The organism is Nocardia sp. NPDC004568, from assembly GCF_040609955.1.
Lineage (GTDB): Bacteria > Actinomycetota > Actinomycetes > Mycobacteriales > Mycobacteriaceae > Nocardia.
Map to the genome: position 1 here is coordinate 47,874 of NZ_JBEXLL010000005.1, position 25,547 is coordinate 73,420.

Consider the following 25,547-nt stretch of genomic DNA (forward strand, 5'->3'; position numbering starts at 1 on the left):
CAGCGCGGTTCGCCGGCCCTCGTGTCGAGCGGCCCAGTGCTGAACCACAGTGACCACCATGTCGCCCGCGGGCGAGGAGACGCCAGGAGCGTTGTCGCCCACGGCGGCCCGGAAATGCGCGTCGAGTCCGACGTCGCGGATTCGACGAGACAGCCGTGACCGGTGGCCGGATCGATCCGCTCGTCGAGGGTATCGTCCGTCACTACGATTCGGGGGCTCACGGGTATTCCGGTTCGTCGCTGTTCGCGCGGTCCAGAATGGCCTGGGCCTGGTTGTCGACATCGCCCAGGGCCGAGATCAGGTCCAGCGCGCCGAGTTCGAACGGCGTCTCCTCGGCCATCTGCCGCAGTTCGGCCAGGACGGAGTCGATATCGTCCTCGGGCGGGCGGCGACGCCGGGGGTCCGGGGCGTCGATCGGCTGCCAGGCGATGGCTTGCTGCCACCACGGGTCACCGGTCGCCCAGGCCCAGATCGTCTTGCGCACCAGAATCGCGTCGTCGGTGTAGAGCTGGAAGAACGCGTCGAGATCGCGATGCTCGAGCTCGAATATCTCCTCCGGTAATCGGCGCGCCCGGATATGGCACATAGGGGCACGGATCACCTTCAGCGCCGGGTCGCGCGGATCCGGCGGGGTTTCCAGGATCTCGTCCAGGATGCTCTCGGTGAGGTAGGGCAGCCGGAAATCGCCCGCGGTCACCGGGACCCGGGCGGCTCCCCGCGGGTTGTAGAAGCGGCGGGTGGCGACATCGAGCACGGCCAGGTCGCGGTCGGCGGTGAGGGCCAGCAGCGCGCGCAGACAGTCGAAACGATCATCGACGGTGGCCTCCAGCAGGGCCCCGCGGGCGTCGGGGCGCCGGTACACCCGCAGTCCGGTTCCGGAGCGGTGGATCAGCGTGCACACGACCCCCACCGGCTGCAGCGGCGGCCTCGGATCGGGGGCGCCTGCCAGGGACCGGTAACGCTCGTAAGCCTGCGCGGCCGACTCGATCCCGGCCGCGGGCATTACGGCGAATAGAGAACTCACCCGCCAAGTACAGCAAAATATCCGAATCGGCGCTGGTTCACTTGATAGAAATATCGTTCCCGGCAACAGGATTCGTGGTGGGTCAGATACCGGTGACATCCGCGAGCTGGCCGATCCCGTAGGTGACCGCCATCGCCAGCGCGCCACCGATCACCACCCGGGCCATGGCCCGCGGCCGGCTGCTCCCACCGAGCCCGGCACTGATCGAACCGGTGAGCGCCAGCGCCAGGAGCACCGCGACCATGGTGACCGGTATCCGCGCCGACTCCGGCGGGAGCAGGATCGCCAGTAGTGGCAGCAGCGCGCCGACCGTGAACGAGACGGCCGAGGACAGCGCCGCGTGCCATGGAATGGTCAGCTCGTCGGGGTTCAGTCCGAGCTCGGCCTCGGCGTGCGCGGCGAACACATCGTAGGCGGTGAGTTCCTCGGCCACCTTGCGCGCGGTTTCGGCGGACAGTCCCTTGGCGTGGTAGATGGCGGTGAGTTCGTCGAGTTCGTCGGCCGGATCCTGCTCCAGCTCCCGGCTCTCCTGCTCCAGCAGCGCCTTCTCCGTATCACGCTGGGTACTCACCGAGACGTACTCACCGACCGCCATGGAGATGGCGCCCGCGCTGATCCCCGCGATGCCCGCGGTGAGGATCGTGTCGGTATTCGACGACGCGGCCGCGACCCCCACCACGAGCCCCGCGGTCGAAACGATCCCGTCATTGGCGCCCAGCACTCCGGCCCGCAGCCAGTTGAGTTTCGCCGCCAGTCCGGTCTGCTGGAGGTACTCGCCTTCCGCTGCTTCGGTCATCACCGCACACTATGCGAATACGCGCAGGTGAGGACAGGCTCGGTGGCCGTGTGTTGCTTCGGCACGGACTAGTTGGGCACCGCGTACACGTACAGCAGCCCGACCGTGACCAGGCCCATCAGTGGGGTGAGCACCCAGGTCTCCACCTTGTTCCCGGTCCGGGAGATGATCGGCACCGCCAGCTTGGGCTTCAGCGGCCACAGCAGCGGACAGCCCCGGTCGGTGAGGCAGTCGCCGACGATATGGATGAGTGTGCCCAGCCCGATCGCGAACGGTAGCCAGTAGGGCGCGTCCGGTAGCCAACGGTCCATCAGCACGGTGCCGCCGCCGGCCAGCAGTACGCACATGCCGTAGGCGCGCAGCGAATCGCCTTTCGGCGTCAGGTGCAGGGCCCGTACGCCGAAGGCGAGCATCACGAAGATCATGCTCAGGGTGAAATACCGGCCCAGGTGATGCACCCCGGCCCAGGTCGCCCACCCGGCGAGCAGGATGAACAGCAGCCCGTGCGTCCCCTTGCGGTGTCCGCCGGAAACCACCGAAACTCCTTTCGCGACAGCATTGCTCACCGGTCCGAGCGATTGCGCGATGGTGCCGTTCGGGTGATCGATATCGGGGAGCAGGGCCGCGCCCGCTGTGATCAACGCTCCCAGAACGAGTTCGAGTGCGGTGATCTCCACCGGCCCCTGTACCACCTCCATCACGGAGGTCGGAACGATGGTGGCGGCGGTCACGAACGCGAGCGCGCCGCTGGTGGCGTGGGAATGGCCGAGCACTGACTCTCCCGTATCTGAAAAGCGAACGAACGGTAGCGTTCAAATTAGCAATCGATTCCGACATCCCGGACCTCGCGCACGGTGCGCGACGCGCCGAACGGACCACCGGCGGGAACACGCCGCCTCGACCTGGTGCGTGGTGAAAGATCCGATGACCCGTCTGTACTGCCGCGCCCGGAGGTGCGATGCTGTCGCGGAAGGAAACGTCGTGGGGGCGATCCGTTTCGCAAAGGGGGGCGTGGAAATGGGTGATGTCCGGCCGGTTCTCCATCGGGTACCGGGATACGAACCGCCGGTCGGCCGGTGCGCGCGAGCCGGCGTACCGCCTGGGGCCGATCGGGTGCGTGCCGCGGGACCCGCTGTGGCAGACGAAGAGCGGGCGGCCGTATCCGGGGCAGTGGTCCGGCCGCCGGCCCTACCCGGGGCAGCGGCGCCCACGCCCGCCCGGAGCCGGCTCGGGGCAGTGCGCGATCGCGGCCCGGCCGCGAAGACCTGCGTCCCGGTGGATACGAAGGCCGACGAGCGCAGCGCCGCCCGGCCCTCACCCGCCTCGGACTGCGCGAGCCGTCCGGATCGGCAGACGTTGCGACGCAACCGCAGTGCTTCCGCGGGCATCCGGCGAGCCCAGCGTGTCGGTCATGCCGCGGCCCGGAATCCCGAACCCGCCGGTGCCCGGGCCTTCGCCACCACCTCGGTCCGGATCCTGCTCGAAGTACTCGATCGCCGGCGCCCGGTCGCGCAGCTCACCGCTCTGTGTACACCCGGGTTGGTCTGCGCGATCGGCTCGCTGGTGGCGGGCGATCACGCTCCCGGCCGCAACCTGGGGTCGGCCGTGCTCGGCAATGTGCGTTTGTTCCAGGTGGAAGAGCGGGCCGCGGAGATGGTGGCCACCTACCAGCGCGGGCCGCGCCGCCTGGTCCTCGCCGGGCGTATCGAGCGCGGAAGCACAACGCCTTGGAAGGTGACCGCGCTACGCGTCATGTGAGACTCGCCCACGCGGGCGGTGGTGTCGATCTCGGGTGCGTCACCGCGGCCGGGGTGCGCTCCACCGGCGCCCGAACGCTTCGGCCCGGAGCAGCCGCGGCCGGACCGAAAGCTGGATGCGCCGTTCCCGCGTTTCGGGCAGGGTTGACCGGATGACGGCACGGAGTGTCAGTGAGTTGGTCCAGATCCTGGCCGAGGGCGGCCGGGTGAAGTATCTGCCGTTCTGGGGGCACCGGCCCCGGAGCGACGGGGCGATCGGTGCCGGTTGCCTCAGCCAGTGGTGGCCGGCCGAATTCACGGTGGACGGGCAGGTCTTTCCGACCGCTGAGCACTACATGATGTGGCGGAAAGCGGTGCTGTTCGACGACGGGGGGATCGCCGCGGCGGTACTCGCGGCGCTCAGCCCCGGCGAGGCGAAGTCGTTGGGGCGGCGGATCGGCGGATTCGACGAGGAGCTCTGGGAACTGCATCGATTCGGGATCGTCGTGGCGGGCAGCACCGCGAAGTTCGGGCAGCACGAACCGCTGCGGCGTTTCCTGCTGGACACCGGGGACCGGGTGCTCGTCGAGGCCAGTCCGGTCGACCGGGTCTGGGGTATCGGGCTGGCAGCGGACGACCCCCGGGCGGAGGACCCTACGCGGTGGAAGGGCTCGAATCTGCTCGGATTCGCGCTCATGGAGGCACGATCGGCGTTGCGCATGCAGAGGGATGCGCGGGCCGGCACGGCGTGACGTGCCCTCGGCTCAGGGGCGGTGGGCTCGGATATCGACCGGGCGACCGTCCGGGTCCTGGGTCGTCATCGTCCACTGGGTCGGGAGTGTCTCGATCGGCCCGGCCTGGAGCCCGGCACCCATGATCCGTTCCCGGACCTCGCACAACTGGGCGTAGGTCGCCAGGCGCAGACCCCATCCGGCCCGACCGAGCGGGTCGAGGTCGGTGGTCGGACCGGTCGGGGTCTCGACGATCGCCAGGTGGTCGGCCCCGCCGACATCGAGGATCGCGATACGGGGGTCGGTGCCCGAGGCGGGACGCTCGAAGGACAGCCGCGCTCCGAGCACTCCGGTGTAGTACGCCACGAGCTGGTCCAGGTCCGTCGTGGACAACGTCAGATGATTGATCCCGAGGAGTTCCGGCATGGTCATCCGAGCGTAGAGCCCTGTCCGGCTCGCGTCCAGGGTGCGTTGCGGCGAGGCGGTGTGCGGGAACGTTGCTGGTCGCCCGCTTTGTCCGATCCGGTGTGCTCTACGCTGCTCTTCCAGATGGCGCGCGGAGCGGAGGGCATATGGTCAGCGGAGACGAGTTGGTCGGTCGGCGACGGGATGCCTCGGCCACGCGGGCCGCGATCCTGGCGGCCGCGCAGGAACTGTTCGCCGAACGCGGGTACGAGCGGGCCACTGTCCGTGATATCGCTACCCGCGCCGGGGTGAACCAGGCGCTGCTCTTCCGCTATTTCGGGAACAAGGACGAGCTCTTCCGGGCGACGATGACCGATCGCGGGCGTTCGGTGCTCGACGCCGGGCCGGTGGACGCGTTGCTGTCACGGTTGCTGGAGCGCGCGCTGGAGCCGAGCGAGACTGTGTCGCCCGGTAATTGGTTACAGGCGGCATTGCGTTCCAGCGGTCACGACGAAGGCGCCTCGGTGATTCGCCGGGAGTTGGGGGAGGAGTACATCCGGGCGCTGTCGACGCTCACCGACGGTGGTGACGGGGAACTGCGCGCCGATCTGCTGCTGGCCTGGTTGCTGGGAATCGGGCTGGTTCGTTCCGTACTGCATCGGGAGCCGTTGTGTAGTGCGGATCCGGCGCAGGTCGCCGGTCATGTGCTGCGGGCGGCGGAAGTGCTTCTGGAGCGCAACGATACGAGATTCCCTCCGGCCTGACGCTGTTGCGTCGTTGACGCCACCTCCCAAAAACCCTTACCCTGCCTAAGTAAGCAACTGCTTACAAGGCTGGAGCCGTCGGGCGTCGGGAAAGGGAGACCGTATGACCGTGAACACCGAGGTACGGCAGTACCCCTTCGGAGAGCCGGTTCGCCTCGATATGGACCCGCTGTTCACCAAACTGCGCCGGGAAGAACCGGTCTGCCGGGTCGAACTGCCCTACGGCGGCGAAGGCTGGCTGGTCACCCGGTACGAGGACGTCAAACTGGTCCTCGCCGATCCCCGGTTCAGCCGCGCGGCGACCGTGGGCCGGGAGGATCTGCCGCGGGCCACCCCCGCGCCGGTCCGCCCCGATTCGCTGTTGAGTATGGATCCGCCCGAGCACAGCCGGTTGCGGAAACTGGTGGCGAAGGCGTTCACCGGCCGCCGGGTCGCCGAGCTGCGCCCGCGTACGCGCGAGATAGTCGACGAGAAGCTCACCGCACTCGAACGGGCCGGTGCCCCTGCGGATCTGGTGGAAGGTTTCGCGCTGCCGCTACCGGTCACCGTGATCTGCGAGATGCTCGGCGTGCCGCCGCGCGATCAGCACCGGTTCCGCGATTTCTCCGACGCGATCCTGTCCACCACGGCCTACACCCGGGAACAGATCGAAAGCGCCCGGGATTCGCTGGAGACCTATCTCGCCGAGGTGGTCGCCGAGCGTCGGCAGCGGCCCACCGACGATCTGCTCGGGGCGCTGGTCACCGCCCGCGACGAAGAGGACCGCCTCAGTGAGCGGGAGCTGGTGAACCTCGGCGTCGGGTTGCTCATCGCGGGCCACGAGACCACCGCCAACCAGATCGCCAACTTCACCTATGTGCTGCTCACTCAGCGCGAGTACTGGGAACTGCTGCGCGCGGAGCCCGAGCTGATTCCGGGCGCGGTAGAGGAACTGCTGCGCTATGTGCAGCTCGGCGCCGGTGCCGGGCAGCCCCGGGTCGCCACCGAGGATGTGGTGCTCAGCGGCGTGACGGTGCGGGCCGGGGAGTCGGTTTTCGTGAACACCCAGGCCGCCAACCGCGACGAGGCCGTCTTCGAGGATCCCGAATCCCTGGACCTCACCCGGCAGCGCAATCCGCACGTGGCCTTCGGTTACGGCGCGCACCACTGCCTGGGAGCGCAGCTGGCCCGCGTCGAACTCCAGGTCGCGCTGGAGGCACTGCTGGAACGTTTCCCGTCGTTGCGGTTGTCGCTGCCGCTCGACGAGATCCCGTGGAAGTCGGGCCTGCTGGTGCGCGGCCCGAAACAGCTTCTCGTGGAGTGGTGACGCCCGTTCAGAAGAGTTCGCCGGCGGCGAATCCGGCGAGCAGCACCGCGAAACCGCCGATTTCGCCGACGATCAGCGCCACCAGCACGAAACGGAACGACGACGGCGGATTGTGCATCTGGTTCGTGGTGTCGCGCAGGATGCCGTGCCTGATGTAGTTCGCGATGGTGATCACGAACATCAGCACCAGGAGCCCGGCGGCGGTCGCGTCGACCGCCGCCGGCCACGCCGAGAACTCGACGAAGAGCGCGATCATGGCGGTCGCGAACGAGTACAGCAATGCGGACCGGTGGGCTATGTCCACATAGGGGTGCGCCACACCCTCGGGCGAACCGACCATGGCCTGCCATTTCCAGACTCCGAGTCCGAGCGCCGTCAAGAACAGCAGGCCCGCGGCGAACAACACCAGCGCGGTGGGAGCACCCATGTCGTGACACCTTTCATGATCATGTCGTGACGAGGTGAAGTATGTCCCCACCGGCCGCCGCGCGCGACCGATGTGAAGCTCCGATGTTTCGCGACAGGACCGGTCAGGTCGGCCGGCCGCGCTCATTTCGTTGCCGGTAGTAGTCGTCGTCGGCATCGTCCCAGGCCGGGTCGCGGCGGACACCGGGCGATGACGCAGCGGTCGGCCGGACGGTGGCGACAGCCTGCTGGAGTCGCCGGGTGATCTCCTCGGGTGGGCCCGGTGTGAGGGTGAATTCCTCTGTCGTGTGGTTGATCAGCAGATAGCGGCCGTCCTGCGGCAGATAGTCCATCCAGTGGAAACCGTGCGGATTACCGGTGGGCCGGGAGTCGATCGCCGGGCCCGCGAACACCCCGATCTCGCCGATACCGGACCGCGGGCGCCGGATGATCCGATTGATCTCCTCGGTTCGCGATATCCGGGTGGGATGGCGGGAGTACTCGACCTTCCCGATATCCGCCCGCGCACCGTGGACCGTGCGGTAACCGCCGGCGGCACAGCGCGGCAGGTACGCGACGAGCCGGGCCGCCAGCTGCCGAGCCGGCAGGGTGTGCAGCAGCACGTCGCCGCCGTACTCCTTCGTCGGCCCCGAGGCCTGGACGGCGAGCGTGGCGGACTGCCCGGCCACCCCCGCGTGCATACGCACCACCCGGTCGAATCCGCGGTCGTAGATACCGTGGACTTCGATGCGCACCTGCGGTTCCAGCAGGGTCTCCAGCGCGTGGAACAACCGTTTGTCCGCGATCGCGGCCAGCCGCTGCGCCGCGGCCGAGCGGAACCGCTCGTATTCGTCGAGTGTCGGTGGCGGCTCGGTGGGCCCGAGCGGCAGCACCCGGATCGGGTAGGGCAGCCGGTCCCGGCCGAACGCCCGGACGGCCTGCGAGAACATCTCCCCGTCCAGGCGCCACTGTGGATCGTTCACCCGCCGATCACTCCACCCGGCGGCAGCGCCGGCGGCTGGGTGCCGAGCAGTTCACTGCCCCGGTCGTACACCAGGTAGTCCGGTGTCTTGTGCTCATCGTCCTCGTCACCCTTGGCGCCGCGCGCCCCCGGCGACATCATGCCCGGCATACCCCCGCGCCCGGCACGAGTGGAGGCAGCGGTCGAGGCCGCGGCCGGCCCCCCGGTGGTGGTCTTCGGCGCGCCCTGCACAGTCTGCCCCGGTACGAACGGGGTGGTGGTCTGCGGCGCACCGGACGGAGAGCCGGACGGCGTCCCCGACGGGCTGCCCGGTGTGGTGCCTGCCGGGGCGCCGGTGGTGAGCGCGGGGGAGGTCGGCGTCTCCGGCGTGGTCGACTGCGGGATCGTGCTCTGCGGCTCGGTGTCCTGCGGATCCTCCGGCCCGGTCGACGGATCCTGGGTGCCGTCCTCGGTCTGCGTGCCGTCGTCGGTGATGGTGGTGTCCTGCGGCTGCGTGGTCGGCCCCGCCGTCTGCGACGGCCCGCCGGTCGGCGGCACGGGCTGCTGCGGCGGGTCGCTACCGTCGTCGACGGTCTTCTTCGGCTCGGGCAGCACGGGGGTTTTGCTGTCCACATCGGTGGCGCCGGGCTCGTAATAGGTGGTCATCACCCAACGGGCGGTTTCCTGGGCTTCATCGGCGCGGTACTGAGGGCTTTTGAAGGTGTCGCCGAACGGTAGGGAGTTGATCAGCTTGTCGCCGAGGGTGACATCGTCGGGTTTGCCGACGGAAGCTTTGGCCTGGGCGAGATGGCCTTCCATCAGGTCCAGACCGTGGGCCACCATCTGGAAGCTCGCGGCCAAGGAATTGAACGAGGTGCTGAACTCGCGTACGCCGTTCACGGCGGCCGTGCCGGACTGGCCGTTCCAGCCGGCTTCCAGGTCGGCGTTGACACCGTCGAGGAATTCTTTGTTCGCGGTGCGGGCTTTGTCGGTCAGGTTGCGCCAGGCAGTGGCGAAGTCGTTGATGGTGGTAGGACTGACGGATTCCAGCGCATCCCAAATCTGCTGATGGGTCATGGCCGGGAAGCCATCTTTCTCCAGGATGGCGGGCGGTGCGAACTGACCGCCGAACTCACTGACCAGGCCGGACCATTCCCCGCCGAAGGCTGTGCGGTCTTGACTCCACGTAGCGTCCTGGGCCTCGGCCCGGCTCGTGTCGTCAGACTTGTTCTTCGTTGCTTGGTTCGACCCATCGAGAATCGAATCGAGCCATTGCGAGAGACTGGACATTGCTAGGCTCCGGATCCTGTATTACCCAGCGCATTCGATGTGGAGGTGTCGGATTCCAGGACCCGACCTGCGGAGAGCTCGAAGGTCTCCTTCATCAGTGTCACTATGTCTATTGCGGTCTTCAGCCGGTTGGAAGCCGAATCAGTGTCTTGTACAGCCTTGGCGACGAACTTTTTTTGCAGGGATTCCGCAGATTTCAATGTGCCAAAGCCAGAAAGCGTGGAGAGGAAGCCGGCCTGGCTCAGCATGTCCTCCAGGTCGCCGATGAAGGTGTCACAACGCACTTTGAGTTTGTCCACGATCGCTGTATCCATGTGCAACTGACCACTCTCGGCCTGGGTTTTCAAGTTTTGCCACTGCTGCAGGATTGCGACCTGCGCGATGTCTTGCTCCTGCTGTGCCACGGTGTCCTCTCCCCCGTTTCCTGGATGCCGATATGACCGAGTCTGTCCCTCGTGGAGTTCTTACTTCGGAAGGAAGGGCTCGAGTTTTTGCGCAGTCTCAACCGCCAACCCACATGGTGGAGACTCCGGCAGCGAACTGCGCTGGCTGTATTGCCAGTCGACGTTGATGAAAAGGGACCCGCCTGCCGTCGGCAAGGCGACGTAGCACTGGCGGATAGGATGATCGCCGTCATCGGGATAGAAGGTCAACCCAGATCTACTGTTGATCTGTCGCGGGTTGACGCCGGTTACTTCGGAATTGTCATACCACTCGTCTTGGGTGAGAGTGGTCGAACCGACACCAACATGATAGAGACCGTTGAGTGAATCCCAGGCGCAGACCCGGAACAGCGCTTGGTCACCTGGTGCATCGTAAGCTGTGGTCTTCTCCGAAGGATCGGCTCCGGCGGCTCGCAATGCCTCTTCCGACAGTTGTGAGCACGGATTCCATTCGACGGAAGCCTGCCCGCCGCTGGCGGGCTGCCCCTGTGCGGGCTCGCCCTCAACGGTCATACCGCACCCGGCTGCCAAGCACGTCACTGCCACCGTAAGTGCTGCGTGACCCACAATCCCTGCCCTGCGCATATCGGCGGTGTGCATGCCCCTCCTGCGACGACGTGTGAACCTTCCACACGGACCCGAACTCACCATACCGGGTCGCTCTCTCACCCGACACCGCAAACATGGTGGGCACTTGGCCTGCGATGACGCCGAGTGGCGGGGTGGCGCGCCATTATTCGATAGCCGTGTAGTCCCACCCCGTCACGATGGTGAGCGGCCGAGCCCACCGTTCCGCGCGATGCTGACTATGTGCGCACGTGCCCTCATCCCCGCAGGCCGGACAAGAACGCCGCCCATGCCCGCGGCGCAAAGGTCAGCGTCGGCCCGTCGGCGCTTTTGGAGTCTCGGACCCCGACGCGCCCGCTATCGAGCCAAGCCACCTCTACGCATTCTCCATGCGTACCGCTGTGGGACGACTTGAACCATTCGGTGCCGGATAAGTCGTCACCACTCACCGTTCGTATCTCCTTGCTACCTGCCGGAGCAGGTCTCTGGACGCCTGTGCAGGTAGTGCGGCGTTCTGGAGGGACTGATGGATGTGGCGGTAGAGTTCCACATCTGCAGGCTCCTCGAAAAACATTGTCCCTATCGTAGTTTCGGTATGAACGACGGGCGGCTCGGCGCCGAATTCTCGGCTGCCGGCCGGGAAGTCGAGGATGATGTAGGGCAGCACGGGGTTCCAGTCTCCGGGGAACCCGGCGATGAACGGAAGGATCCGTACCGTGATGTTCGCGCGGGTGCCCATATCGGCCATGTGACGGCATTGCGCGGCCATTACCGTAGGCGAGCCCACCGCAGTGTGGAGCGCCCCTTCGTGGACGATGAATTCGGCTGTTGTCGGGTTGCGCTGCCTCGTCAGCATTGCAGTGCGCCGCAACCGCAGTTCCACACGTCGCTCAGGATCCTCGAGCTTATCGGCCGGTGTGTTCGGATGCGTTCGCTCGACAGCTCTGGCGTATTCGGCGATCTGTAGAAGTCCCGGGACCATCAGCGGCTGATAGATACGCAGCTGATCGGCTCCCGCCTCCAGGCCGAGGTACGTATCGAACCCCGGCCTGATCAGGAGCCGCGTGTGTTGCCACCAAGACCTGGTCGACGTCTGTTCGGCGAGTGCTTTCAGCGCGTCGATCCGATTTTCGTCGAGTTCGTACAACCTCCCGAACCCCTCCACATCCCGAACCCGGACCTTCTCGTTGTGTCCCTTCTCCAATCGGATGAGCGCCGTTTTGCTCATCTCCATCTCCCGGGCCGCTTGTTCGAGAGTGAACCCCACCCCCTCACGCGCTTCCCGCAGGGCTCGACCGAGTTGCCGGCGCGGGAGTGTCGAACCGGGTTGATCGTGTGTCGGCATTGTTCCCCTTCCCCAGATCGGTCCGGAACGGCCCAGGTGGCGGTCCGTTCCGGACAACGCCGCTCGGTCGACCGGACTGTTGTCTGGCTGTACGGATGAGCTGAATTCTGCTGTGTCCTCTAGCCGTACGGTCGCGGCGTGCGGGCAGCAACATAACCACATGGCCGAGCAACACGGAAGCCCGCTGACCAGCGCGGGACGACAGGATCACGAGGAGTCCGCGCACCGCGCGGTACGAGCGCGGGGGCTCTCCGAGGTGGGTGCCGAGCGGCGCCCGGCGCTGATCGGTGTGCCGCGGGCAGTGCGCTGTACCGAGTCCGGCGGCCGGCGTGTGGTGTGGTGGCTCGACCGTGATTGTGTCCGGATCATCGAGGTGCGTGATGCTCGCGGTAGCCGGATACCGGTCGCGGGGGCGCCGGATCTGGCGGAGATGCGCGAGCGTTGCCCCGAGCTGGGGTCGCTGTGGGACGCCGTCCGGCATGATCTGTGGTCCCGGCTCGCCGCGGCGGTCCACGGATGACCCTGATCCGCTATCCCGACCCGGAGTCGGTCGACGAGATCACCGCCCGCTACCTGCTGTCGCTGCCCACCGCGTTGATGCCGATGCTGTACGGGTTCCGTTTCGACGGCCACGCCATCGACGCGGAATGCGCCGCTGTGGATCTTGCCGGTGAGCGTGGTGCGGGCGAGGCCAATCCCATCCATCTGCGCGCGGCGGATCTGCGCCGGCTGCTCGGGCCGGGCATGTTCGGATTCGGTCTGGTGTTCGTCGTCTGCGCCGATCAGCTCACCGATCGACCGGAGAACCGGCACATTCCCGAGCAGGTCCGTGCCGCGGCCGGACAACTACCCGGCGTCGACGACCTGATCGTGGCCGCGATCGCCGACGCGCGGGGCCGGCAGTGGTGGGCCGTGGTCGGGCGGCACCTGAGGGAACTGGGCCCGGTGCGTATCCACCTGCCCGCGACCACGCCGGATCGTTGGCGCATCACCACCGGTCTGGATGTCTCGCTGTGGACGGCGGCGTTGGCACTCGACGATGCCAACCATCCACACCTGTTGCGACTGCGGTCCGCGTCGGAGCCGTGACCGTGGAGGCGGCCGGGCAGCGGTCAGGCTTCGCTGGGCTGGACGATGACGAAACCCTCACCGTCGAGCCGCAGCTGGAACGCTTCCCCGGACCCGCCGCGCACCATCGACCCGAAAGACTGGGACCGGTTCAGCGAGGTCTGCAGGTTCGCGCTCCAACCGACCACGGCGTCGGTATCGACGAAAACAGGGGCCTGCGGGTGCACCGGGATGATGATCGGCGTTCCCGCGCAGACCAGACCGAGGCGCCCCTGCCCGGAGAACACACAGTTGAACAGCCCGCCGCCGGCCATCCCGACGCCCTGCACCATGCGGATGTCGTAGTGCAGGCTCGCATCGAACACCAGGACATTGCGGCCGTTGAGGGTCAGGGCGTCGCCCGGGGCGAGGTCGACGGTGAAACAGTTGCGGTCGAAATGCGCGAACCAGGCCTCGCCGTGCCCGCGGACCGTCATCAGCGGCACGCCTTCTCCGGTCAGTGCGCGCTGCAGGAACTTGCCGACACCCTGGCCCTTCTTCTCGAACCGCAGGTCGCCGCGGAAGGCGATCATGGAGCCCTGCCGGGCGAGGCATTCACCGTTCACCGCGTATTTCAGGGATTTGGCGCTCTGCGCGGTCAGGCCGGGGGCGGTCGCGGGCTGCGCCGTGTTCTCGGCGGCGAACAATTCACTCTGCACGATGCGATCCTCTCCTGGCACCCACGGACAGTCGCCAGCCTATTGGACACGGCCTGTCGTACCGGCGGCGTCACGCGCGATTCACCGTTGCCCGAGCGCCGGTGAACACCTTCCGCGGGCTTGCGGTCGATCAGCTGCGGTCGCGTACCAGAGCCCGCCCGCTCCGGCGCCGGGCTGGTTCCGGGCGTCGGCGGCACCCTCCCACGCTGCGCGCGTGTCCGTTAGATTGGCGGATCGGGTGGTGCCGCCCGGGTGACCACGAACCGTCGAGGATAGGTGTCGTATGACCAAGACCGCGCTGGTGACCGGAGCGTCCTCGGGAATCGGCCGGGCGACTGCCGCGCTGCTGGTACGGCGGGGGTACCGGGTGATCGGTACCAGCCGGAATCCGGAGACGATCGCCGACTCGGCGCGGGTGGCGGGGGTGGACTATCGCGCGCTCGATCTGACCGATCAGGCCGGGATCGAGGGGTTCGGCGCCGACCTCGGGCCGGTGGATGTGCTGGTCAACAATGCGGGGGAGAGTCAGTCGGGGCCGCTCGAGGAGCTGCCGATCGAGGCGATCGAGCGGCTGTTCCAGCTGAATGTTTTCGGGGCCGTCCGGCTGGCGCAACTGGTACTTCCGGGGATGCGGGAGCGGGGTTACGGGCGAATCGTCATGGTGGGGTCGATGCTGGCCAGCTTCCCGCTGGCGTATCGGTCGTCGTATGTGGCGGCCAAGGCGGCGATCAAAGGGTTCGCGGATGCGGCGCGACTGGAGACGGCGCCGTTCGGGGTGTGGATAACCACCGTGGAGCCGGGCTCCATCGCGACCGGGATCGGGGAGCGGCGCACGAAGTACATTGCGCCGGACTCGGTGTACGCGGGCGATTTCGACACGATGATCACCCATCTGGATCGCAACGAGCGGGCCGGGATATCGCCGGAGCAGGTGGCCGAGACGATTCTGCGGGCGATCGAGGCGGACCGGCCGAAACCGCTGTACGCCCGGGGGAGCCGCGCGCCGATCGTCTTCCTGTTGCGGCGGTTGGCGCCCGCGCCGGTGATCGAGAAGATCGTCGCGGGGATGCACGGGCTGAAGCGTTGAAGCTGCACGTCGGCTGTGCCATGTGGACGCATACCGCGTGGCCGGTGCGCGGTGACAAACTGCGCGGATACGCGCGGTGGTGCAACGCGGTGGAGGGCAATACGACGTTCTACGCGGTCCCGGCGCGGCGGACGGTGGAGAACTGGGCGAACCAGACCGATCCCGATTTCCGGTTCGTGATCAAACTGCCGAAAACCCTCACCCATGAGCGCCGGCTGTCCGGGGTGGACGCCGAACTGCGGCAGTTCCTGGACACGATGGAGCCGCTCGGGACCCGGCTGCATGCGCTGTGGGTGCAGCTGCCGTCCTCGTTCGGGCCGGCGGACCTGGGTGCGCTGGCGATGTTCTTCCGTGGGCTGCCCGCGGAGCTGCTGCTCGCGGTGGAGGTGCGGCATCCGGAGTTCTTCACCGACGAGAGCGCCGCCGCGCAACTCGAGCGAGTTCTGGGCCGGGTCGGCGCCGAATGGGTGCCGTTCGACACCACCGTGCTGTTCGCCGCGCCCGCCGCGAGTCCGGCCGAATTCGAGGCCCGATCCAAGAAACCCCGGCTGCCCCGCCGGATGACGGCGCTGACGGACGCGCCGATCGTCCGATACCACGGTCGCGACGACCACGCGGTCACGGTCGCGGGCTGGCGGCCCTGGGTCGAGCGGACCGCGGAATGGCTACGCGAGGGTCGGTCGCCGACGGTGTTCCTGCACACGCCGGACAACGCTTCGTCCCGAGATCTCGCGCGCCGGTTCCACGACGAGGTCCGTGCGCTGGTGCCCGAACTCGAGCTCTTGCCGGACCCGGCGGACGCCGAACCCATGACGCTGTTCTGAGGAGCGGGCCCTTCCGGCCGCCACCGTCGACCGGTGCCGCCCGTCCTCGGCGCACGGCACTCGTGAGTCTGGACGGTGAGATCCTGTGCGGCCGACGGGCACGCGGATCAGTCGGCCGCGGTCGCGACGACGGCGTGGGCGAGTTCGGCGAGCGCGCTTGTGATCTGCTCGGAATCGATGCCTCGCTCCCGTTGATGCCGATAGACCTCCACGGCCACCGGGGCGAGTAGGACGTCGACGAGCGGATCGGGTCGCGCCACCCCCGCCGCCACCAGCAGCGCCCGGACATGGGCCGACCAGAACCCGTACGCGCCGGTGGCGAACCGTGCGCCACCGGCCTCCGCACCCAGTACGAGATCGGCGTGCGCGTCGAGCAGTCGGATCATGGCCGCGTAGAAGGCGGCCAATCGCTCCGCCGGAGGTGCGCCGGGACCCAATGGTGGCGCTCCGCCGAGCAACTGCTCCTGGAGCTCTCGTTCATGGTCGTCCAGCAGGGCTGTCGCGATGGCGCCGATATCCGGATAGCGGCGATAGAGCGTGCCGCGCCCCACGCCTGCCGCCTTCGCGATGTCGTCCATGGTCACCGCGCGTGGATCGCGGAGGGTGAACAGTTCGGCCGCCGCGGCGAGGATCTTGGCCCGATTGCGCGCTGCGTCCGCTCGTTCGCCGCCACCGGCTGCCGGTGCCGTGAGCAGGTCGACGCGGATATCCATGCCAGCACCCTAACGCAGTAAGTGGACATTGTGTCCAGTTGGTTCTATGATCCACTAAGTGGATGCAGTGTCCACTTATCTGGAGGTTTCATCATGTCCACTCTTCTGCACCTGGACGCGAGCCCACGCACCCGTTCGATCAGCCGGGAGCTGAGCGCGGCGTTCGCCGACTCCTGGCGTCTCGAACATCCCGGCGCTGTCTCGGTTGCGCGGTGAGCACGATGCGTCGTACGCGCGCGCCCTCGACACCGCCCGTAGGCTCGGTAAGGGGTACTGAGATGAGCTGGCTGGTACTCGTGTTCGCGGGAGTGGTCGAGATCGCCTGGTCGCAGAGCATCAAACCGACGCAGAACTTCACCCGGCCGCTGCCCACACTGCTGTGCTTCGTGCTCGCCGCTGTCGCGGTGTACCTGCTCTCGTATGCGATGCGCACCCTGCCCGTCGGCACCGCCTACGCCGTATTCACCGGTATCGGCGCACTCGGTGCCATCGGTCTCGGCGTGATCGTGCACAACGATCCGCTGAGCGTGGGCCGGGCGCTGGCACTGTCGATGATCGTCGCCGGTATCGTGCTCGCCCGGCTCGCCGACCCGCACTGACGAGCGGGGGTCTGGACCGGCCGGGTGGACCTGCTCGTCGCCCGGCCGGCCGTACGTTCCTCGGGAGCGATCGGCCGTGGCCGCTCCACCGGTCGAAGTGAATCCGAGTTCTGGGATATTTGCCGTATTCACGCCGGATTCTATTGGCTTTTGTGAGCGGTGATTCACGCTCCGTGATAGAACTTCGGCAATCTGAAAGGCGGATAGGTATGAAGGCGACTGCCAAGCAGCGTGCCGCGCTCGGGACGATCTGCGACACGTTCGTACCCGGGGACGGTCTCACATTGCCCTCGGCGACCGAAATCGGTGCCGTGGACACCGTATTCGAATTGCTGGGGCGCAATCCTCGGGAGGCCGAGGGCAAGCAGCTGGCGACGCTGCTGGACGTATGGGATTCCCCGGTGACCGGTCTGCTCACCGGGCGGGGGCCGCGGCGATTCTCGAAGCTGTCACAGGAGCAGCGCGAGCGGGCACTGCTGCGGCTCGGTGACTCCCGGATCGGCGCGGTCCGGGCTGTTTTCCAGGCCTTGAAACAGGCGTCGCTGCTCGCCTACAACGTGACGCCGGGACCCACCGGGTTCCACCCGCTGTGGAAGGAGATCGGCTACCCCGGGCCGCCCGGCCCGCTGCCGACCGCCCCACGGCCCGCGCTGGCGCCGCAGCGGATCACCGAACCCGGCACGCTCACCTGTGATGTGGTGATCGTGGGCTCGGGCGCGGGCGGTGGTACGGCGGCCGCCGTGCTCGCCGAAGCGGGACTCGATGTGATCGTCGTCGAACGCGGCGGTTACTACGACGACAAGGATTTCGGCGCGGGGGAACTCGCGGGGTTGCAGCAGCTGTACGCCCCGGGCCCGTCGGCCTCGGCCGAAGGGCAGATCACACTGGTCGCGGGGACGTGTCTGGGCGGTGGGACCGTCGTCAACTGGAGTACCTCGCTGCCCACCCCGGACGGGGTGCGCGAGGAGTGGGCCGAGATCGGCGCGAAGCAGTTCGGCGAGGCGGAGTTCAGCGAATCACTGGACGCGGTGGTGCGCCGGCTCGGGGTGAACGAGCGCCGCTCGATCCTCTCGGCGCGCGACGGAGTGCTGGAACGCGGGGCCGGGGCGCTGGGCTGGGCAGTGGACCCGCTGCCGCGCAATGTGACCGACGCCTGCGACGCCGGAGTGGAATGCGGCCGGTGCGGCAACGGCTGCCGGGTGGGAGCCAAACAGTCGGTCACCAAGACATGGCTGGCCGATGCCGCCGCGCGGGGTGCGCGGTTGATCGTGGACGCCGATGTGCGACGGATCGCGGTCCGCGCCGGTCAGGCCGAATCGGTATCGGTGCGCACCACGACGGGTATCGACTTCGAGATCCGGGCCCGGGCCGTGGTCGTCGCGGCCGGCGCGATCCAGACCCCGGCGCTGCTGCAGCGCTCGGGCCTGGCGAACAAGAACATCGGCCGTTATCTGCGGCTGCATCCGGCCGCGGCGGTGTTCGGGGTGTTCGACGAGGAGATCCGGCCCTGGGAAGGGGGATTGCAGACCCGTATCTGCCGCCGGCACGCGGACCTCGACGGCAACGGGTACGGCGTCATCTACGAGACCGGGCCGCTGCATCCCGGGTTGTCGACCGGGTTCATGAGCTGGCGCGGCGCCGCGAACCACCGGACGAATATGCTGGATTTCGGCCGCTCGAACGCGATCGGCATCATCACCCGCGATCGTGATTCCGGAGTGGTGAAGGTGGACCGCGACGGACACCCCACCGTCGACTACCGCATCTCCGGCTACGACGCCGGACATCTGCACACCGGGATCGAGGGCGCGGCGAGCATCCTCGAAGCCGCCGGGGCCCGGCGCATCTTCTCCGGGCACCAGGCCGGGATCTCCTACGAACCCGGTGTCCGGGGATCGCACGCGGAGTTCTCCGCCGCCTGCCGGGCCGCGGGCTACGGGCCCGGGCACTGCGCGCTCGGCGCCCTGCACATCATGGGGTCGGCGCGGATGGGCGGTTCGCCGGAGCTCTCGGCGACCGACCCGGACGGCGCCACCTGGGATGTGAAGAACATCGTGGTCGCCGACGCGTCCTGCTTCCCGACGTCCTCCGGGGTCAACCCGATGGTGTCGATCGAGGCGATCGCCCATATGAACGCGAAACGGCTGGCCGCCCGGCTGACCTGATCGTCTCGGCTCAGCCGCCGCGCAGACTGTTCGCGATGGTCCGTAGGAGGCCGAGATCGGCGGTGTCGCCGGTCTCGGCCGGGGCACGGACCCGCAGGCGGCCGTCGTCGACGAGGTCGCCTATGAGGACCTTGGTCAGTGCGAGCGGAACGTGCAGTTGCGCCGATACCTCCGCGACCGATTGCGGGACCCGGCACAGCCGGACGATATCGACGTATTCCGGTTCGGTCCGCCGTGAGGCCAGCCCGGGCGAGGCGTCGACCACCATGGTGTCCAGGGTGAGATCGCCGCGCGAAGTGCGGCCGCGTCCCCGGGTCACCGCGTAGAGGCGTACGACGGGACCGGCGTCCTCCGCGTCCCAGTCGTCTTCGTGCGGGCCGCTCACGGCTGCGGCGCGCCGTTCGGGTGCGGGCGCGAGTCGACGGCCAGGTGGCTGCCGACCCGCTGGACGGTTCGGTTCATCTCGAACGCGACCATGCCCATATTGGCGGAATCGCCGGCCAGCAGTGCGAGGCAGGCGTTGCTGCCCGCGGCGGTGATGAACAGGACGGCCCGGTCGAGCTCGACCACGGTCTGGCACACGCCGCCGGCCTCGAAATGGCTTCCGGCGCTGCGGGCCAGGCTGTGGAACGCCGACGCCATCGCGGCGAACCGTTCCGCCTCGGTGCGCTCCAGCCCCGCCGAGCGTCCCATCAACAGGCCGTCGGTGGACAGCAGGACCGCGGACTCGGCGTCCGGCAACCCGCTCACCAGCTCTTCCAGCAGCCAGCTCAGGTCAGTGCGCGGAGGTGTTGTCATCGTCGCCTTCCTGTCGGGGCCGATCGGCTGCGGTCGGATCGGGACGCGGATGGCGTCCGGACCGGGTGCCGCCTTCGATGGCGGCCATCAGATTGCGAGCCTGTTCCGGTGTGCGCGCCCGGGGGGCCTCCTCGGCGACCGGCGTTTCCGTGGCCTCCGGTTCGGCCTGTTGCCGACGTCGGCGCGGGAGCGCGGGACGGGCGCCGGGTGCGGGGGCGACCGGCGGCGCGGAGCCGGTCTGCGGTCGCGGGGCGGCGTTGTCGGCGGGCGCGGTGGCGTGCGGAGCGGCGGTGGTCGCCGCGGCGTAGGCGGGCTCGGCGGGTGGTTCGGTGGAGCCCCCGGTTTCGATGAGCGCGGCCGGGATCACCACCACGGCCTTGATCCCGCCGTAGACCGAATCCGCCAGCCGCACCGAGACACCGTGTCGGGTCGCCAGGGTGGCCACCACGAACAGGCCCAGCCGGGTCTCCCCGGTGAGCGCCGCCACCCCGAAATCCGGTGGTTCGGCCAGCAGTCCGTTGCGCTCGGTGATCTCCTCCGCAGACATTCCCAGACCGCGGTCGGCCACCTCGACCGCTACGCCGCGGCCGACGACGGCGGCCGACACCTCGACGCGGGATTCCGGCGGTGAGAAGGTCGTGGCGTTTTCCATCAGCTCCGCGAGCAGATGGATGAGGTCGGCGGTGGCCGGTCCGGTGATCTTCAGATCGGGTATCTGGCCGGTGTGGATACGGGTGTAGTCCTGGCTCTCGGCCGCGGCGCCCCGGATCAGGTCCCACAGCGGAACCGGTTTGCGCCAGCGGCGGCCCGGCTGCTCACCCCCGAGCACGATGAGGTTCTCGGCGTGCCGGCGCGCGCGGGTGGCCAGGTGGTCGAGTTCGAAGAGGAGCTCGAGCTGGTCGGCGTTCTCCTCTTGCCGTTCGGCCTTGTCCAGCAGGGCGAGCTGACGGTGTACGGCCAACTGGTTGCGGTGGGCGATATTGAGGAAGACCGTGCGGAAACCCGCTCGGGTCTGGGCCTCGGCCACGGCGGCGGAAACCGCCGCCACCTGCGCCCGGTTGAACGCGTCGGCCACTTCGCCGAGCTCGTCGGTGCCGAAGTCCAGGTGTGCCACCTCCGCGGCGGTATCGATCTCCGCCCCGTCGTCGAGGCGGCGCATGAGATCGGGCAGACGGACATCCGCCAGTTCCAGGGTATCGTCGCGCAGGCGGCGCATCCGGGCGATGAACCGGTTCGCGCCGATGAGCGCGGCCAGCAGCGCGACCGCGGTCACGACCAGCACCGCGATACCGCCGGCCAGCGAGAGCCCCGCGGTGTCGGTGCCCTCGGACCGGGCGATGGCGTGGGCGTCGCGACTCTGGTTCTCCCACAGGCTCAACAGGGCCGCACTCACCCGCACCGAGGCATCCTGCCACTCGGGCACGGACATCGGCAGCGGAACGGTCTCGGTGGCTACGGGCCGCTCGGTATCGTAGCCGGAATCGGAGCCGTCCGCGGTGGCGTCCCCGGCGGGGACGGGACCGCGCAGGATGACCGCGTCCTGCATAGCGGTCACCTGCTGCCACTCGGGTGAATCGGTGATGGCTCGCAGCTGTGCGAGGCGCGGACCGGTCAGGACCGTGGCCGAATAGGCCACCTGCGAGCGGACTGCGCCGGTGTAGCGGGTGAATTCGAGCAACTCCGCGGCGGTGAGTTCCCCGCGGGCGAGGGCGACGCCACCGAGGGTGTCGGCCTGGGAGAGTGCCTCGGCGGCACGCAGCGGTTCGACGCCGTAGCCGAGGGCGATACCTAGTTCGGCATCGGGCGCCACCCGGGCCGCGACCAACGCGGCCTTGGGGATCGTGCCGATCACGGTGCTGAAGAATTCGAACGCTTCGGCGTGCGGCATCGCGCGGGAGTCGATCGCGGTGCGCACGCCGGGTACCCGGTTGTAGAGCGGGCGGAAGGTCTCGAGATCGGCGGCCGATCCGTCCGGGTTCAGGCGCTGGGCCGCCTCGCCCTTGGCGATCACCGCGGCGAGGGCGATATCGGAACGCTTCCGCGCGTCGACCAGACGCTCGGCGGCAGTCGGATCGCCGGCCAGATACAGCAGCGACAGCCGGCGTTCCTCTTCGAAGGTCTGCACCATCGAGATCACCGGTGTGGTCGTACCGCTGATCAGATTTGCCCAGATCGTCGAGGCGACACTGGATTTCACCAGATACGCGGCGGCGCCGACGCCGACGACGACCAGGGTGACGCTGGTGATCAGCACGATCGACAACAGGCGGGCACGGATGCCCAGCCGGCCGCGAGTCGCGTCTGCGCCGGAACGGAACGCCCGCACCAGTGATTCGGGTAGATGCCGCCGGACAGCCACGATAGATCAACCCGTTCCGGGCGTGCGCCAGTGCGACACCGCGGTGACCGGCGCGTCACCCAATGTTCTCGGCATTGCCGTTCTCCGGCAATGCAACAGTCTCGTCCAGACCATAGCGAAAGCCGGGCGCGTTTCGGAGACCGGTCTCACCGAGCGGGGCTCGGGGTATCGGTGTGAGCGTGGCTACAGAAGCCGCCGAGAAGTTGGCGGCCGATCGTTCGGAACCCGGGTGCGCAGGTCCGGGCCGCGGTGCTCGCAGGATCCGGTCTCAACCACCCCGCAGACTGTTCGCGATGGTCCGCAGGAGACCGAGATCGGGCGCGCTGTCGGTGCTCTCGGCCGGAGCCCGCACCGCCAGCCGGCCGTCGTCGATCAGATCGCCGACGAGCACTTTGGTCATGGCCAGCGGGATCCGCAACTGTGCCGAGACCTCCGCCACCGATTGCGGAACCCGGCAGAACCGGACGATATCGACGTATTCGGGATCGGTCCGTCGTGGCGCGAAGCCGGCGCCGACGTCGACCACCATGGTGTCGAGGGTGAGTTCGGTGCGCGCGGTGCGTCCCCGGCCGCCGGTCATCGCGTACAGCCGTGCGACCGGACCGGCTTCCTCTTCCTCCCAGGGTTCGCGCGGCCCGGTCACGGCTGTCTCGCACCGCTGTGCCGCGGGCGCGAGTCGACGGCCAGGTGGCTGCCGACCCGCTGGACGGTTCGGTTCATCTCGAACGCGACCATGCCCATATTGGCAGAATCGCCGGCCAGCAGTGCGAGGCAGGCGTTGCTGCCCGCAGCGGTGATGAACAGGACGGCCCGGTCGAGCTCGACCACGGTCTGGCACACGCCGCCGGCCTCGAAATGGCTTCCGGCGCTGCGGGCCAGGCTGTGGAACGCCGACGCCATCGCGGCGAACCGTTCCGCCTCGGTGCGCTCCAGCCCCGCCGAATGGCCCATCAACAGGCCGTCGGTGGACAGCAGGACCGCCGATTCGGCGTCCGGCAACCCGCTCACCAGCTCTTCCAGCAGCCAGCTCAGGTCAGTGCGCGGGGGAGTGGTCATCGTCGCCTTCTTCTGGAGTGTGATCGGTTGTGGTCGGGTCGGTATCGGGCCGACGGCCGGACCGGGAGCCGCTCTCGATGGCGGACATCAGGTTCCGGGCCTGCTCGGGGGTCCGGGTGCGCGGCAGGTCGACGACCGGGATGACTCCGGTATCCGCCTCGGCGGACTGCCGCTGCCGACGTGGCAGGACCGGGCGGGGACCCTCGTCCGGGCGGGGCTGTGAGATCACGGTCACCGGAGGCGAATCGGCGCGCCCGTGCGGGGCGGCGGCGGTGGGCGCGGCGGGCACGTCGGCGGAGGTCACGTGGGCCGCGGCCACGGGCTCGAGGGCCGGACGCGCGGCTCGGGCCGGGCCACCGGACTCGGTGAGCGCGGTGGGGATCAGCGCGATCGCTTTGATACCGCCGTACACCGAATCCGTCAGACGTACCGTCACACCGTGGCGGGCCGCCAGGGTGGCCACCACGAAGAGACCGAGACGGGTATCGCCGGTGAGCGCCGCCACGCCGAAATCCGGCGGTTCGGCGAGCAGTTCGTTGCGTTCGGCGATCTCCGCCGCGGTCATCCCGAGCCCCTGATCGGCGACCTCGACCGCGACTCCGCGGCCGACGACCGATGCCGAGACCTCGACCTGGGACTCCGGTGGCGAGAACGCCGTGGCATTGTCCATCAGTTCCGCGAGCAGATGGATCAGGTCGGCGACGGCTTTACCGGCGATCAGCACATCGGGTAAGCGGCCGGTGTGGATCCTGGTGTAGTCCAGGCTCTCCGCGACCGCACCGCGGACGAGTTCCCACAGCGGTACCGGATTGCGCCAGCGACGGCCCGACTGTTCCCCGCCGAGCACGATGAGGTTCTCGGCGTGCCGGCGCGCGCGGGTGGCCAGGTGATCCAGCTGGAACAGCAGTTCGAGCTGGTCGGCGTTCTCCTCCTGGCGTTCGGCCTTGTCCAGCAGGGCGAGCTGGCGGTGCACGGCCAACTGGTTGCGGTGGGCGATATTGAGGAACACGGTATGGAAGCCCGCGCGGGTCTTGGATTCGGCCACCGCCGCGGAAACCGCCGCGACCTGCGCCCGGTTGAACGCGGCGGCCACTTCGCCGAGTTCGTCGGAACCGAAATCCAGGCGCGCGACCTCGGCGGCCGAATCGATGTTCTCGCCGCGGTCGAGCCGCCGCATGATGTCGGGCAGCCGCTGGTCGGCGAGTTCCAGTGTGTCGTCACGCAGGCGGCGCATCCGCGCGATGAACCGGTTGGCCAGTACGAGCGCGGCCAGGAAGGCCAGCGCGGTGATCCCCAGGACCGCGGCACCGCCGGCCAGCGACCGGTTGGCGGTGTCGGCCCCCTGGGCGCGACCGATGGCGTGCGCGTCGGCGCTCTGGCCCTCCCAGAGCTTCAGCAGGGCGGCCACGACCTCACCGGAAACCCGCTGCCAGTCCGCCACGGTCAACGGCAGAGCCGGCGTATCGGATTCGGTGGACTCGTCGGCAGTGCTGTAGCCGGAACCGGTACGGGTACTCGTGCGCCCGGTCGCGGAGTCCTCGGTTTCCGTCTCGTCGGCCGCGACCGCGCCGCGCAGCATGACGGCGTCCTGTACGGCGATCAGCTGCTGCCAAGCGGGTGAGGCGGTGAGGGCCTGCAACTGGGCCAGTCGGTCGCCTTTGAGCACGGTGGCGGAATACGCCACCTCGCCGCGGAATTCGCCGACCTGCCGGTTGAATTCGACCAGTTGCGCGTCGGTGAGCTCGCCGAGAGTCACCGCGACCGCGCCGAGGGTGTCGGCCTTCGACAACGCCTCGGCCGCCCGTAAGGGTTCGACACCGTAGTTGAGCGCGATACCGACCCCGGCGTCGGGCGCGACCCGGGCCGCCAGCACCGAGGCCCCGATGATGGTGTCGATCACCGAGCTGAAGAACCCGAACGCCTCTTCCCTCGGAATCGCACGCGCGTCGATGGCCGCGCGCAGATTCGGTACCGCCTCGAAAAGTTTGCGGTAGCCCTCGATCTGGCCTGCCGATCCGTCGGGGTCGAGTCGCTGGGCGGCGTCGCCCTTGGCAGTGACCTCGGCCAGCGCGATATCGGAGCGTTTCCGCGCGTCCGCGAGTGCGGTCGTGGCCCCGGGATCACCCGCCAGATACAACAGCGAGAGGCGCCGCTCTTCCTCGAGACCTTGCACCATGAGAATGGCGGGGGTGGTGGTGCTACTGGCCAGATCGGCCCAGTCCTGCGCCTGCCGACCGGATTTCACCAGATACCCCGCGGCGGCGACAGCGACCGTGAGCAGCGTGATGCTGGTGATGAGCACAATGGCGAGCAGGCGGGTCCGAATACCGACGCGGCCGCGCGTTCGGCCCGGTCCGGAACGGGAAGCCGATGCGAATTCGGGGAGAGGCAGCCGCTTGGACACAGT

At 68.5% G+C, this 25,547-nt stretch carries 30 protein-coding genes; 11 read left to right on the plus strand and 19 right to left on the minus strand.

The window, feature by feature from the left end; genetic code table 11:
• Nucleotides 1–217 precede the first annotated feature (217 nt).
• From ABZV91_RS04075 to ABZV91_RS04085, 3 genes are all read right to left on the minus strand, one after another.
• The gene (locus ABZV91_RS04075; protein ID WP_355235067.1) at nt 218–1,024 is read right to left on the minus strand and encodes a hypothetical protein; all 807 of its coding nucleotides are present in this window, start codon (nt 1,022–1,024) and stop codon (nt 218–220) included.
• An 82-nt stretch (nt 1,025–1,106) separates the two neighbouring features.
• On the minus strand, nt 1,107–1,820 hold the full coding sequence (locus ABZV91_RS04080) for a VIT family protein (protein ID WP_355235070.1): 714 nt from the start codon (nt 1,818–1,820) through the stop codon (nt 1,107–1,109).
• Between the two features lie 68 nt (nt 1,821–1,888).
• On the minus strand, nt 1,889–2,593 hold the full coding sequence (locus ABZV91_RS04085) for a metal-dependent hydrolase (RefSeq protein WP_355235073.1): 705 nt from the start codon (nt 2,591–2,593) through the stop codon (nt 1,889–1,891).
• A 361-nt stretch (nt 2,594–2,954) separates the two neighbouring features.
• Here ABZV91_RS04085 and ABZV91_RS04090 point away from each other — a divergent pair, with 361 nt between their 5' ends.
• Nucleotides 2,955–3,578: an Rv3235 family protein gene (locus ABZV91_RS04090; protein ID WP_355235076.1), complete on the plus strand. Its 624-nt coding sequence runs from the start codon at nt 2,955–2,957 to the stop codon at nt 3,576–3,578.
• A 151-nt stretch (nt 3,579–3,729) separates the two neighbouring features.
• Complete coding sequence (locus ABZV91_RS04095; protein WP_355235079.1) at nt 3,730–4,308, plus strand: NADAR family protein; 579 nt, start codon at nt 3,730–3,732, stop codon at nt 4,306–4,308.
• 12 nt (nt 4,309–4,320) lie between these two features.
• On the opposite strand, the gene ABZV91_RS04100 is transcribed toward ABZV91_RS04095, so the two are convergent.
• Nucleotides 4,321–4,713, minus strand: a complete 393-nt coding sequence (locus ABZV91_RS04100) for a VOC family protein (protein ID WP_355235082.1) — start codon at nt 4,711–4,713, stop codon at nt 4,321–4,323.
• A gap of 146 nt (nt 4,714–4,859) precedes the next feature.
• Here ABZV91_RS04100 and ABZV91_RS04105 point away from each other — a divergent pair, with 146 nt between their 5' ends.
• Together ABZV91_RS04105 and ABZV91_RS04110 are read left to right on the plus strand one after the other, a co-directional pair.
• Nucleotides 4,860–5,456, plus strand: coding sequence for a TetR family transcriptional regulator (locus tag ABZV91_RS04105; RefSeq protein ID WP_355235085.1), 597 nt, complete (start codon nt 4,860–4,862; stop codon nt 5,454–5,456).
• Between the two features lie 103 nt (nt 5,457–5,559).
• Complete coding sequence (locus ABZV91_RS04110) at nt 5,560–6,762, plus strand: cytochrome P450 (protein WP_355235087.1); 1,203 nt, start codon at nt 5,560–5,562, stop codon at nt 6,760–6,762.
• Between the two features lie 7 nt (nt 6,763–6,769).
• On the opposite strand, the gene ABZV91_RS04115 is transcribed toward ABZV91_RS04110, so the two are convergent.
• The 7 genes from ABZV91_RS04115 to ABZV91_RS04145 all read right to left on the minus strand — a co-directional run bounded on the left by ABZV91_RS04115 (nt 6,770) and on the right by ABZV91_RS04145 (nt 11,935).
• Nucleotides 6,770–7,189: a hypothetical protein gene (locus ABZV91_RS04115; RefSeq protein WP_355235090.1), complete on the minus strand. Its 420-nt coding sequence runs from the start codon at nt 7,187–7,189 to the stop codon at nt 6,770–6,772.
• A 103-nt stretch (nt 7,190–7,292) separates the two neighbouring features.
• Nucleotides 7,293–8,150 (minus strand): ESX secretion-associated protein EspG, encoded by an 858-nt coding sequence (locus ABZV91_RS04120; RefSeq protein ID WP_355235092.1) that lies wholly within the window; start codon nt 8,148–8,150, stop codon nt 7,293–7,295.
• Nucleotides 8,147–9,418 (minus strand): hypothetical protein, encoded by a 1,272-nt coding sequence (locus tag ABZV91_RS04125; RefSeq protein WP_355235095.1) that lies wholly within the window; start codon nt 9,416–9,418, stop codon nt 8,147–8,149. Before ABZV91_RS04125 ends, ABZV91_RS04120 begins: the two co-directional genes overlap by 4 nt.
• Before the next feature lie 2 nt (nt 9,419–9,420).
• Complete coding sequence (locus ABZV91_RS04130) at nt 9,421–9,822, minus strand: hypothetical protein (RefSeq protein ID WP_355235098.1); 402 nt, start codon at nt 9,820–9,822, stop codon at nt 9,421–9,423.
• Nucleotides 9,823–9,882: 60 nt separating this feature from the next.
• Nucleotides 9,883–10,512: a DUF3558 domain-containing protein gene (locus tag ABZV91_RS04135; protein ID WP_355235101.1), complete on the minus strand. Its 630-nt coding sequence runs from the start codon at nt 10,510–10,512 to the stop codon at nt 9,883–9,885.
• Nucleotides 10,513–10,685: 173 nt separating this feature from the next.
• A complete protein-coding gene (locus tag ABZV91_RS04140; RefSeq protein WP_355235103.1) occupies nt 10,686–10,877 on the minus strand; it encodes a DUF397 domain-containing protein in 192 nt (63 codons plus the stop codon).
• A complete protein-coding gene (locus ABZV91_RS04145) occupies nt 10,874–11,935 on the minus strand; it encodes a helix-turn-helix transcriptional regulator (RefSeq protein WP_355235106.1) in 1,062 nt (353 codons plus the stop codon). Before ABZV91_RS04145 ends, ABZV91_RS04140 begins: the two co-directional genes overlap by 4 nt.
• Between ABZV91_RS04145 and ABZV91_RS04150 the strand changes: the two genes are divergently transcribed.
• Both ABZV91_RS04150 and ABZV91_RS04155 read left to right on the plus strand, forming a co-directional pair.
• A complete protein-coding gene (locus ABZV91_RS04150) occupies nt 11,934–12,293 on the plus strand; it encodes a hypothetical protein (protein WP_355235109.1) in 360 nt (119 codons plus the stop codon). The two genes, ABZV91_RS04145 and ABZV91_RS04150, sit on opposite strands and share 2 nt — an antisense overlap.
• Nucleotides 12,290–12,862, plus strand: coding sequence for a hypothetical protein (locus ABZV91_RS04155; protein ID WP_355235111.1), 573 nt, complete (start codon nt 12,290–12,292; stop codon nt 12,860–12,862). The genes ABZV91_RS04150 and ABZV91_RS04155 overlap by 4 nt, the downstream gene beginning before the upstream one ends.
• A 23-nt stretch (nt 12,863–12,885) precedes the next feature.
• Here the strand turns inward: ABZV91_RS04155 and ABZV91_RS04160 are convergent, their stop codons facing one another.
• Nucleotides 12,886–13,539, minus strand: a complete 654-nt coding sequence (locus ABZV91_RS04160) for an AIM24 family protein (protein WP_355235114.1) — start codon at nt 13,537–13,539, stop codon at nt 12,886–12,888.
• 283 nt (nt 13,540–13,822) lie between these two features.
• On the opposite strand from ABZV91_RS04160, the gene ABZV91_RS04165 reads away from it, so the two are divergent.
• Nucleotides 13,823–14,626: an SDR family oxidoreductase gene (locus tag ABZV91_RS04165; protein WP_355235117.1), complete on the plus strand. Its 804-nt coding sequence runs from the start codon at nt 13,823–13,825 to the stop codon at nt 14,624–14,626.
• Entirely contained in the window at nt 14,623–15,450 is an 828-nt protein-coding gene (locus ABZV91_RS04170; RefSeq protein WP_355235120.1) for a DUF72 domain-containing protein, read from the plus strand. The genes ABZV91_RS04165 and ABZV91_RS04170 overlap by 4 nt, the downstream gene beginning before the upstream one ends.
• 107 nt (nt 15,451–15,557) lie before the next feature.
• Here ABZV91_RS04170 and ABZV91_RS04175 read toward each other — a convergent pair whose 3' ends face one another.
• On the minus strand, nt 15,558–16,163 hold the full coding sequence (locus ABZV91_RS04175; protein ID WP_355235122.1) for a helix-turn-helix domain-containing protein: 606 nt from the start codon (nt 16,161–16,163) through the stop codon (nt 15,558–15,560).
• A 93-nt stretch (nt 16,164–16,256) separates the two neighbouring features.
• Here ABZV91_RS04175 and ABZV91_RS04180 point away from each other — a divergent pair, with 93 nt between their 5' ends.
• The 3 genes from ABZV91_RS04180 (at nt 16,257) to ABZV91_RS04190 (ending at nt 18,927) form a co-directional block, all read left to right on the plus strand.
• Nucleotides 16,257–16,379: a hypothetical protein gene (locus ABZV91_RS04180; protein WP_355235125.1), complete on the plus strand. Its 123-nt coding sequence runs from the start codon at nt 16,257–16,259 to the stop codon at nt 16,377–16,379.
• 62 nt (nt 16,380–16,441) lie between these two features.
• Nucleotides 16,442–16,762: a multidrug efflux SMR transporter gene (locus ABZV91_RS04185; RefSeq protein ID WP_355235128.1), complete on the plus strand. Its 321-nt coding sequence runs from the start codon at nt 16,442–16,444 to the stop codon at nt 16,760–16,762.
• Between the two features lie 209 nt (nt 16,763–16,971).
• Nucleotides 16,972–18,927, plus strand: coding sequence for a GMC family oxidoreductase N-terminal domain-containing protein (locus tag ABZV91_RS04190; RefSeq protein ID WP_355235131.1), 1,956 nt, complete (start codon nt 16,972–16,974; stop codon nt 18,925–18,927).
• 10 nt (nt 18,928–18,937) lie between these two features.
• Here ABZV91_RS04190 and ABZV91_RS04195 read toward each other — a convergent pair whose 3' ends face one another.
• The 6 genes from ABZV91_RS04195 to ABZV91_RS04220 form a co-directional block, all read right to left on the minus strand.
• A complete protein-coding gene (locus ABZV91_RS04195) occupies nt 18,938–19,312 on the minus strand; it encodes a DUF742 domain-containing protein (RefSeq protein ID WP_355235133.1) in 375 nt (124 codons plus the stop codon).
• A complete protein-coding gene (locus ABZV91_RS04200; protein ID WP_355235136.1) occupies nt 19,309–19,725 on the minus strand; it encodes a roadblock/LC7 domain-containing protein in 417 nt (138 codons plus the stop codon). The genes ABZV91_RS04195 and ABZV91_RS04200 overlap by 4 nt, the downstream gene beginning before the upstream one ends.
• Entirely contained in the window at nt 19,703–22,084 is a 2,382-nt protein-coding gene (locus ABZV91_RS04205) for a nitrate- and nitrite sensing domain-containing protein (protein ID WP_355235139.1), read from the minus strand. Before ABZV91_RS04205 ends, ABZV91_RS04200 begins: the two co-directional genes overlap by 23 nt.
• Nucleotides 22,085–22,352: 268 nt before the next feature.
• The gene (locus ABZV91_RS04210; protein WP_355235142.1) at nt 22,353–22,727 is read right to left on the minus strand and encodes a DUF742 domain-containing protein; all 375 of its coding nucleotides are present in this window, start codon (nt 22,725–22,727) and stop codon (nt 22,353–22,355) included.
• The gene (locus ABZV91_RS04215; protein ID WP_355235145.1) at nt 22,724–23,140 is read right to left on the minus strand and encodes a roadblock/LC7 domain-containing protein; all 417 of its coding nucleotides are present in this window, start codon (nt 23,138–23,140) and stop codon (nt 22,724–22,726) included. The genes ABZV91_RS04210 and ABZV91_RS04215 overlap by 4 nt, the downstream gene beginning before the upstream one ends.
• Entirely contained in the window at nt 23,118–25,442 is a 2,325-nt protein-coding gene (locus ABZV91_RS04220; protein ID WP_355235154.1) for a nitrate- and nitrite sensing domain-containing protein, read from the minus strand. Before ABZV91_RS04220 ends, ABZV91_RS04215 begins: the two co-directional genes overlap by 23 nt.
• Between the last annotated feature and the right edge of the window lie 105 nt (nt 25,443–25,547).

Coding starts and splice junctions, on each gene's coding strand:
- ABZV91_RS04080 (WP_355235070.1), bottom strand. CDS start 1,820: ATGACCGAAGCAGCGGAAGGCGAGTACCTCCAGCAGACCGGACTGGCG.
- ABZV91_RS04095 (WP_355235079.1), top strand. CDS start 3,730: ATGACGGCACGGAGTGTCAGTGAGTTGGTCCAGATCCTGGCCGAGGGC.
- ABZV91_RS04100 (WP_355235082.1), bottom strand. CDS start 4,713: ATGCCGGAACTCCTCGGGATCAATCATCTGACGTTGTCCACGACGGAC.
- ABZV91_RS04105 (WP_355235085.1), top strand. CDS start 4,860: ATGGTCAGCGGAGACGAGTTGGTCGGTCGGCGACGGGATGCCTCGGCC.
- ABZV91_RS04110 (WP_355235087.1), top strand. CDS start 5,560: ATGACCGTGAACACCGAGGTACGGCAGTACCCCTTCGGAGAGCCGGTT.
- ABZV91_RS04115 (WP_355235090.1), bottom strand. CDS start 7,189: ATGGGTGCTCCCACCGCGCTGGTGTTGTTCGCCGCGGGCCTGCTGTTC.
- ABZV91_RS04125 (WP_355235095.1), bottom strand. CDS start 9,418: ATGTCCAGTCTCTCGCAATGGCTCGATTCGATTCTCGATGGGTCGAAC.
- ABZV91_RS04135 (WP_355235101.1), bottom strand. CDS start 10,512: ATGGTGAGTTCGGGTCCGTGTGGAAGGTTCACACGTCGTCGCAGGAGG.
- ABZV91_RS04150 (WP_355235109.1), top strand. CDS start 11,934: ATGGCCGAGCAACACGGAAGCCCGCTGACCAGCGCGGGACGACAGGAT.
- ABZV91_RS04145 (WP_355235106.1), bottom strand. CDS start 11,935: ATGTGGTTATGTTGCTGCCCGCACGCCGCGACCGTACGGCTAGAGGAC.
- ABZV91_RS04155 (WP_355235111.1), top strand. CDS start 12,290: ATGACCCTGATCCGCTATCCCGACCCGGAGTCGGTCGACGAGATCACC.
- ABZV91_RS04165 (WP_355235117.1), top strand. CDS start 13,823: ATGACCAAGACCGCGCTGGTGACCGGAGCGTCCTCGGGAATCGGCCGG.
- ABZV91_RS04175 (WP_355235122.1), bottom strand. CDS start 16,163: ATGGATATCCGCGTCGACCTGCTCACGGCACCGGCAGCCGGTGGCGGC.
- ABZV91_RS04180 (WP_355235125.1), top strand. CDS start 16,257: ATGTCCACTCTTCTGCACCTGGACGCGAGCCCACGCACCCGTTCGATC.
- ABZV91_RS04185 (WP_355235128.1), top strand. CDS start 16,442: ATGAGCTGGCTGGTACTCGTGTTCGCGGGAGTGGTCGAGATCGCCTGG.
- ABZV91_RS04190 (WP_355235131.1), top strand. CDS start 16,972: ATGAAGGCGACTGCCAAGCAGCGTGCCGCGCTCGGGACGATCTGCGAC.
- ABZV91_RS04200 (WP_355235136.1), bottom strand. CDS start 19,725: ATGACAACACCTCCGCGCACTGACCTGAGCTGGCTGCTGGAAGAGCTG.
- ABZV91_RS04215 (WP_355235145.1), bottom strand. CDS start 23,140: ATGACCACTCCCCCGCGCACTGACCTGAGCTGGCTGCTGGAAGAGCTG.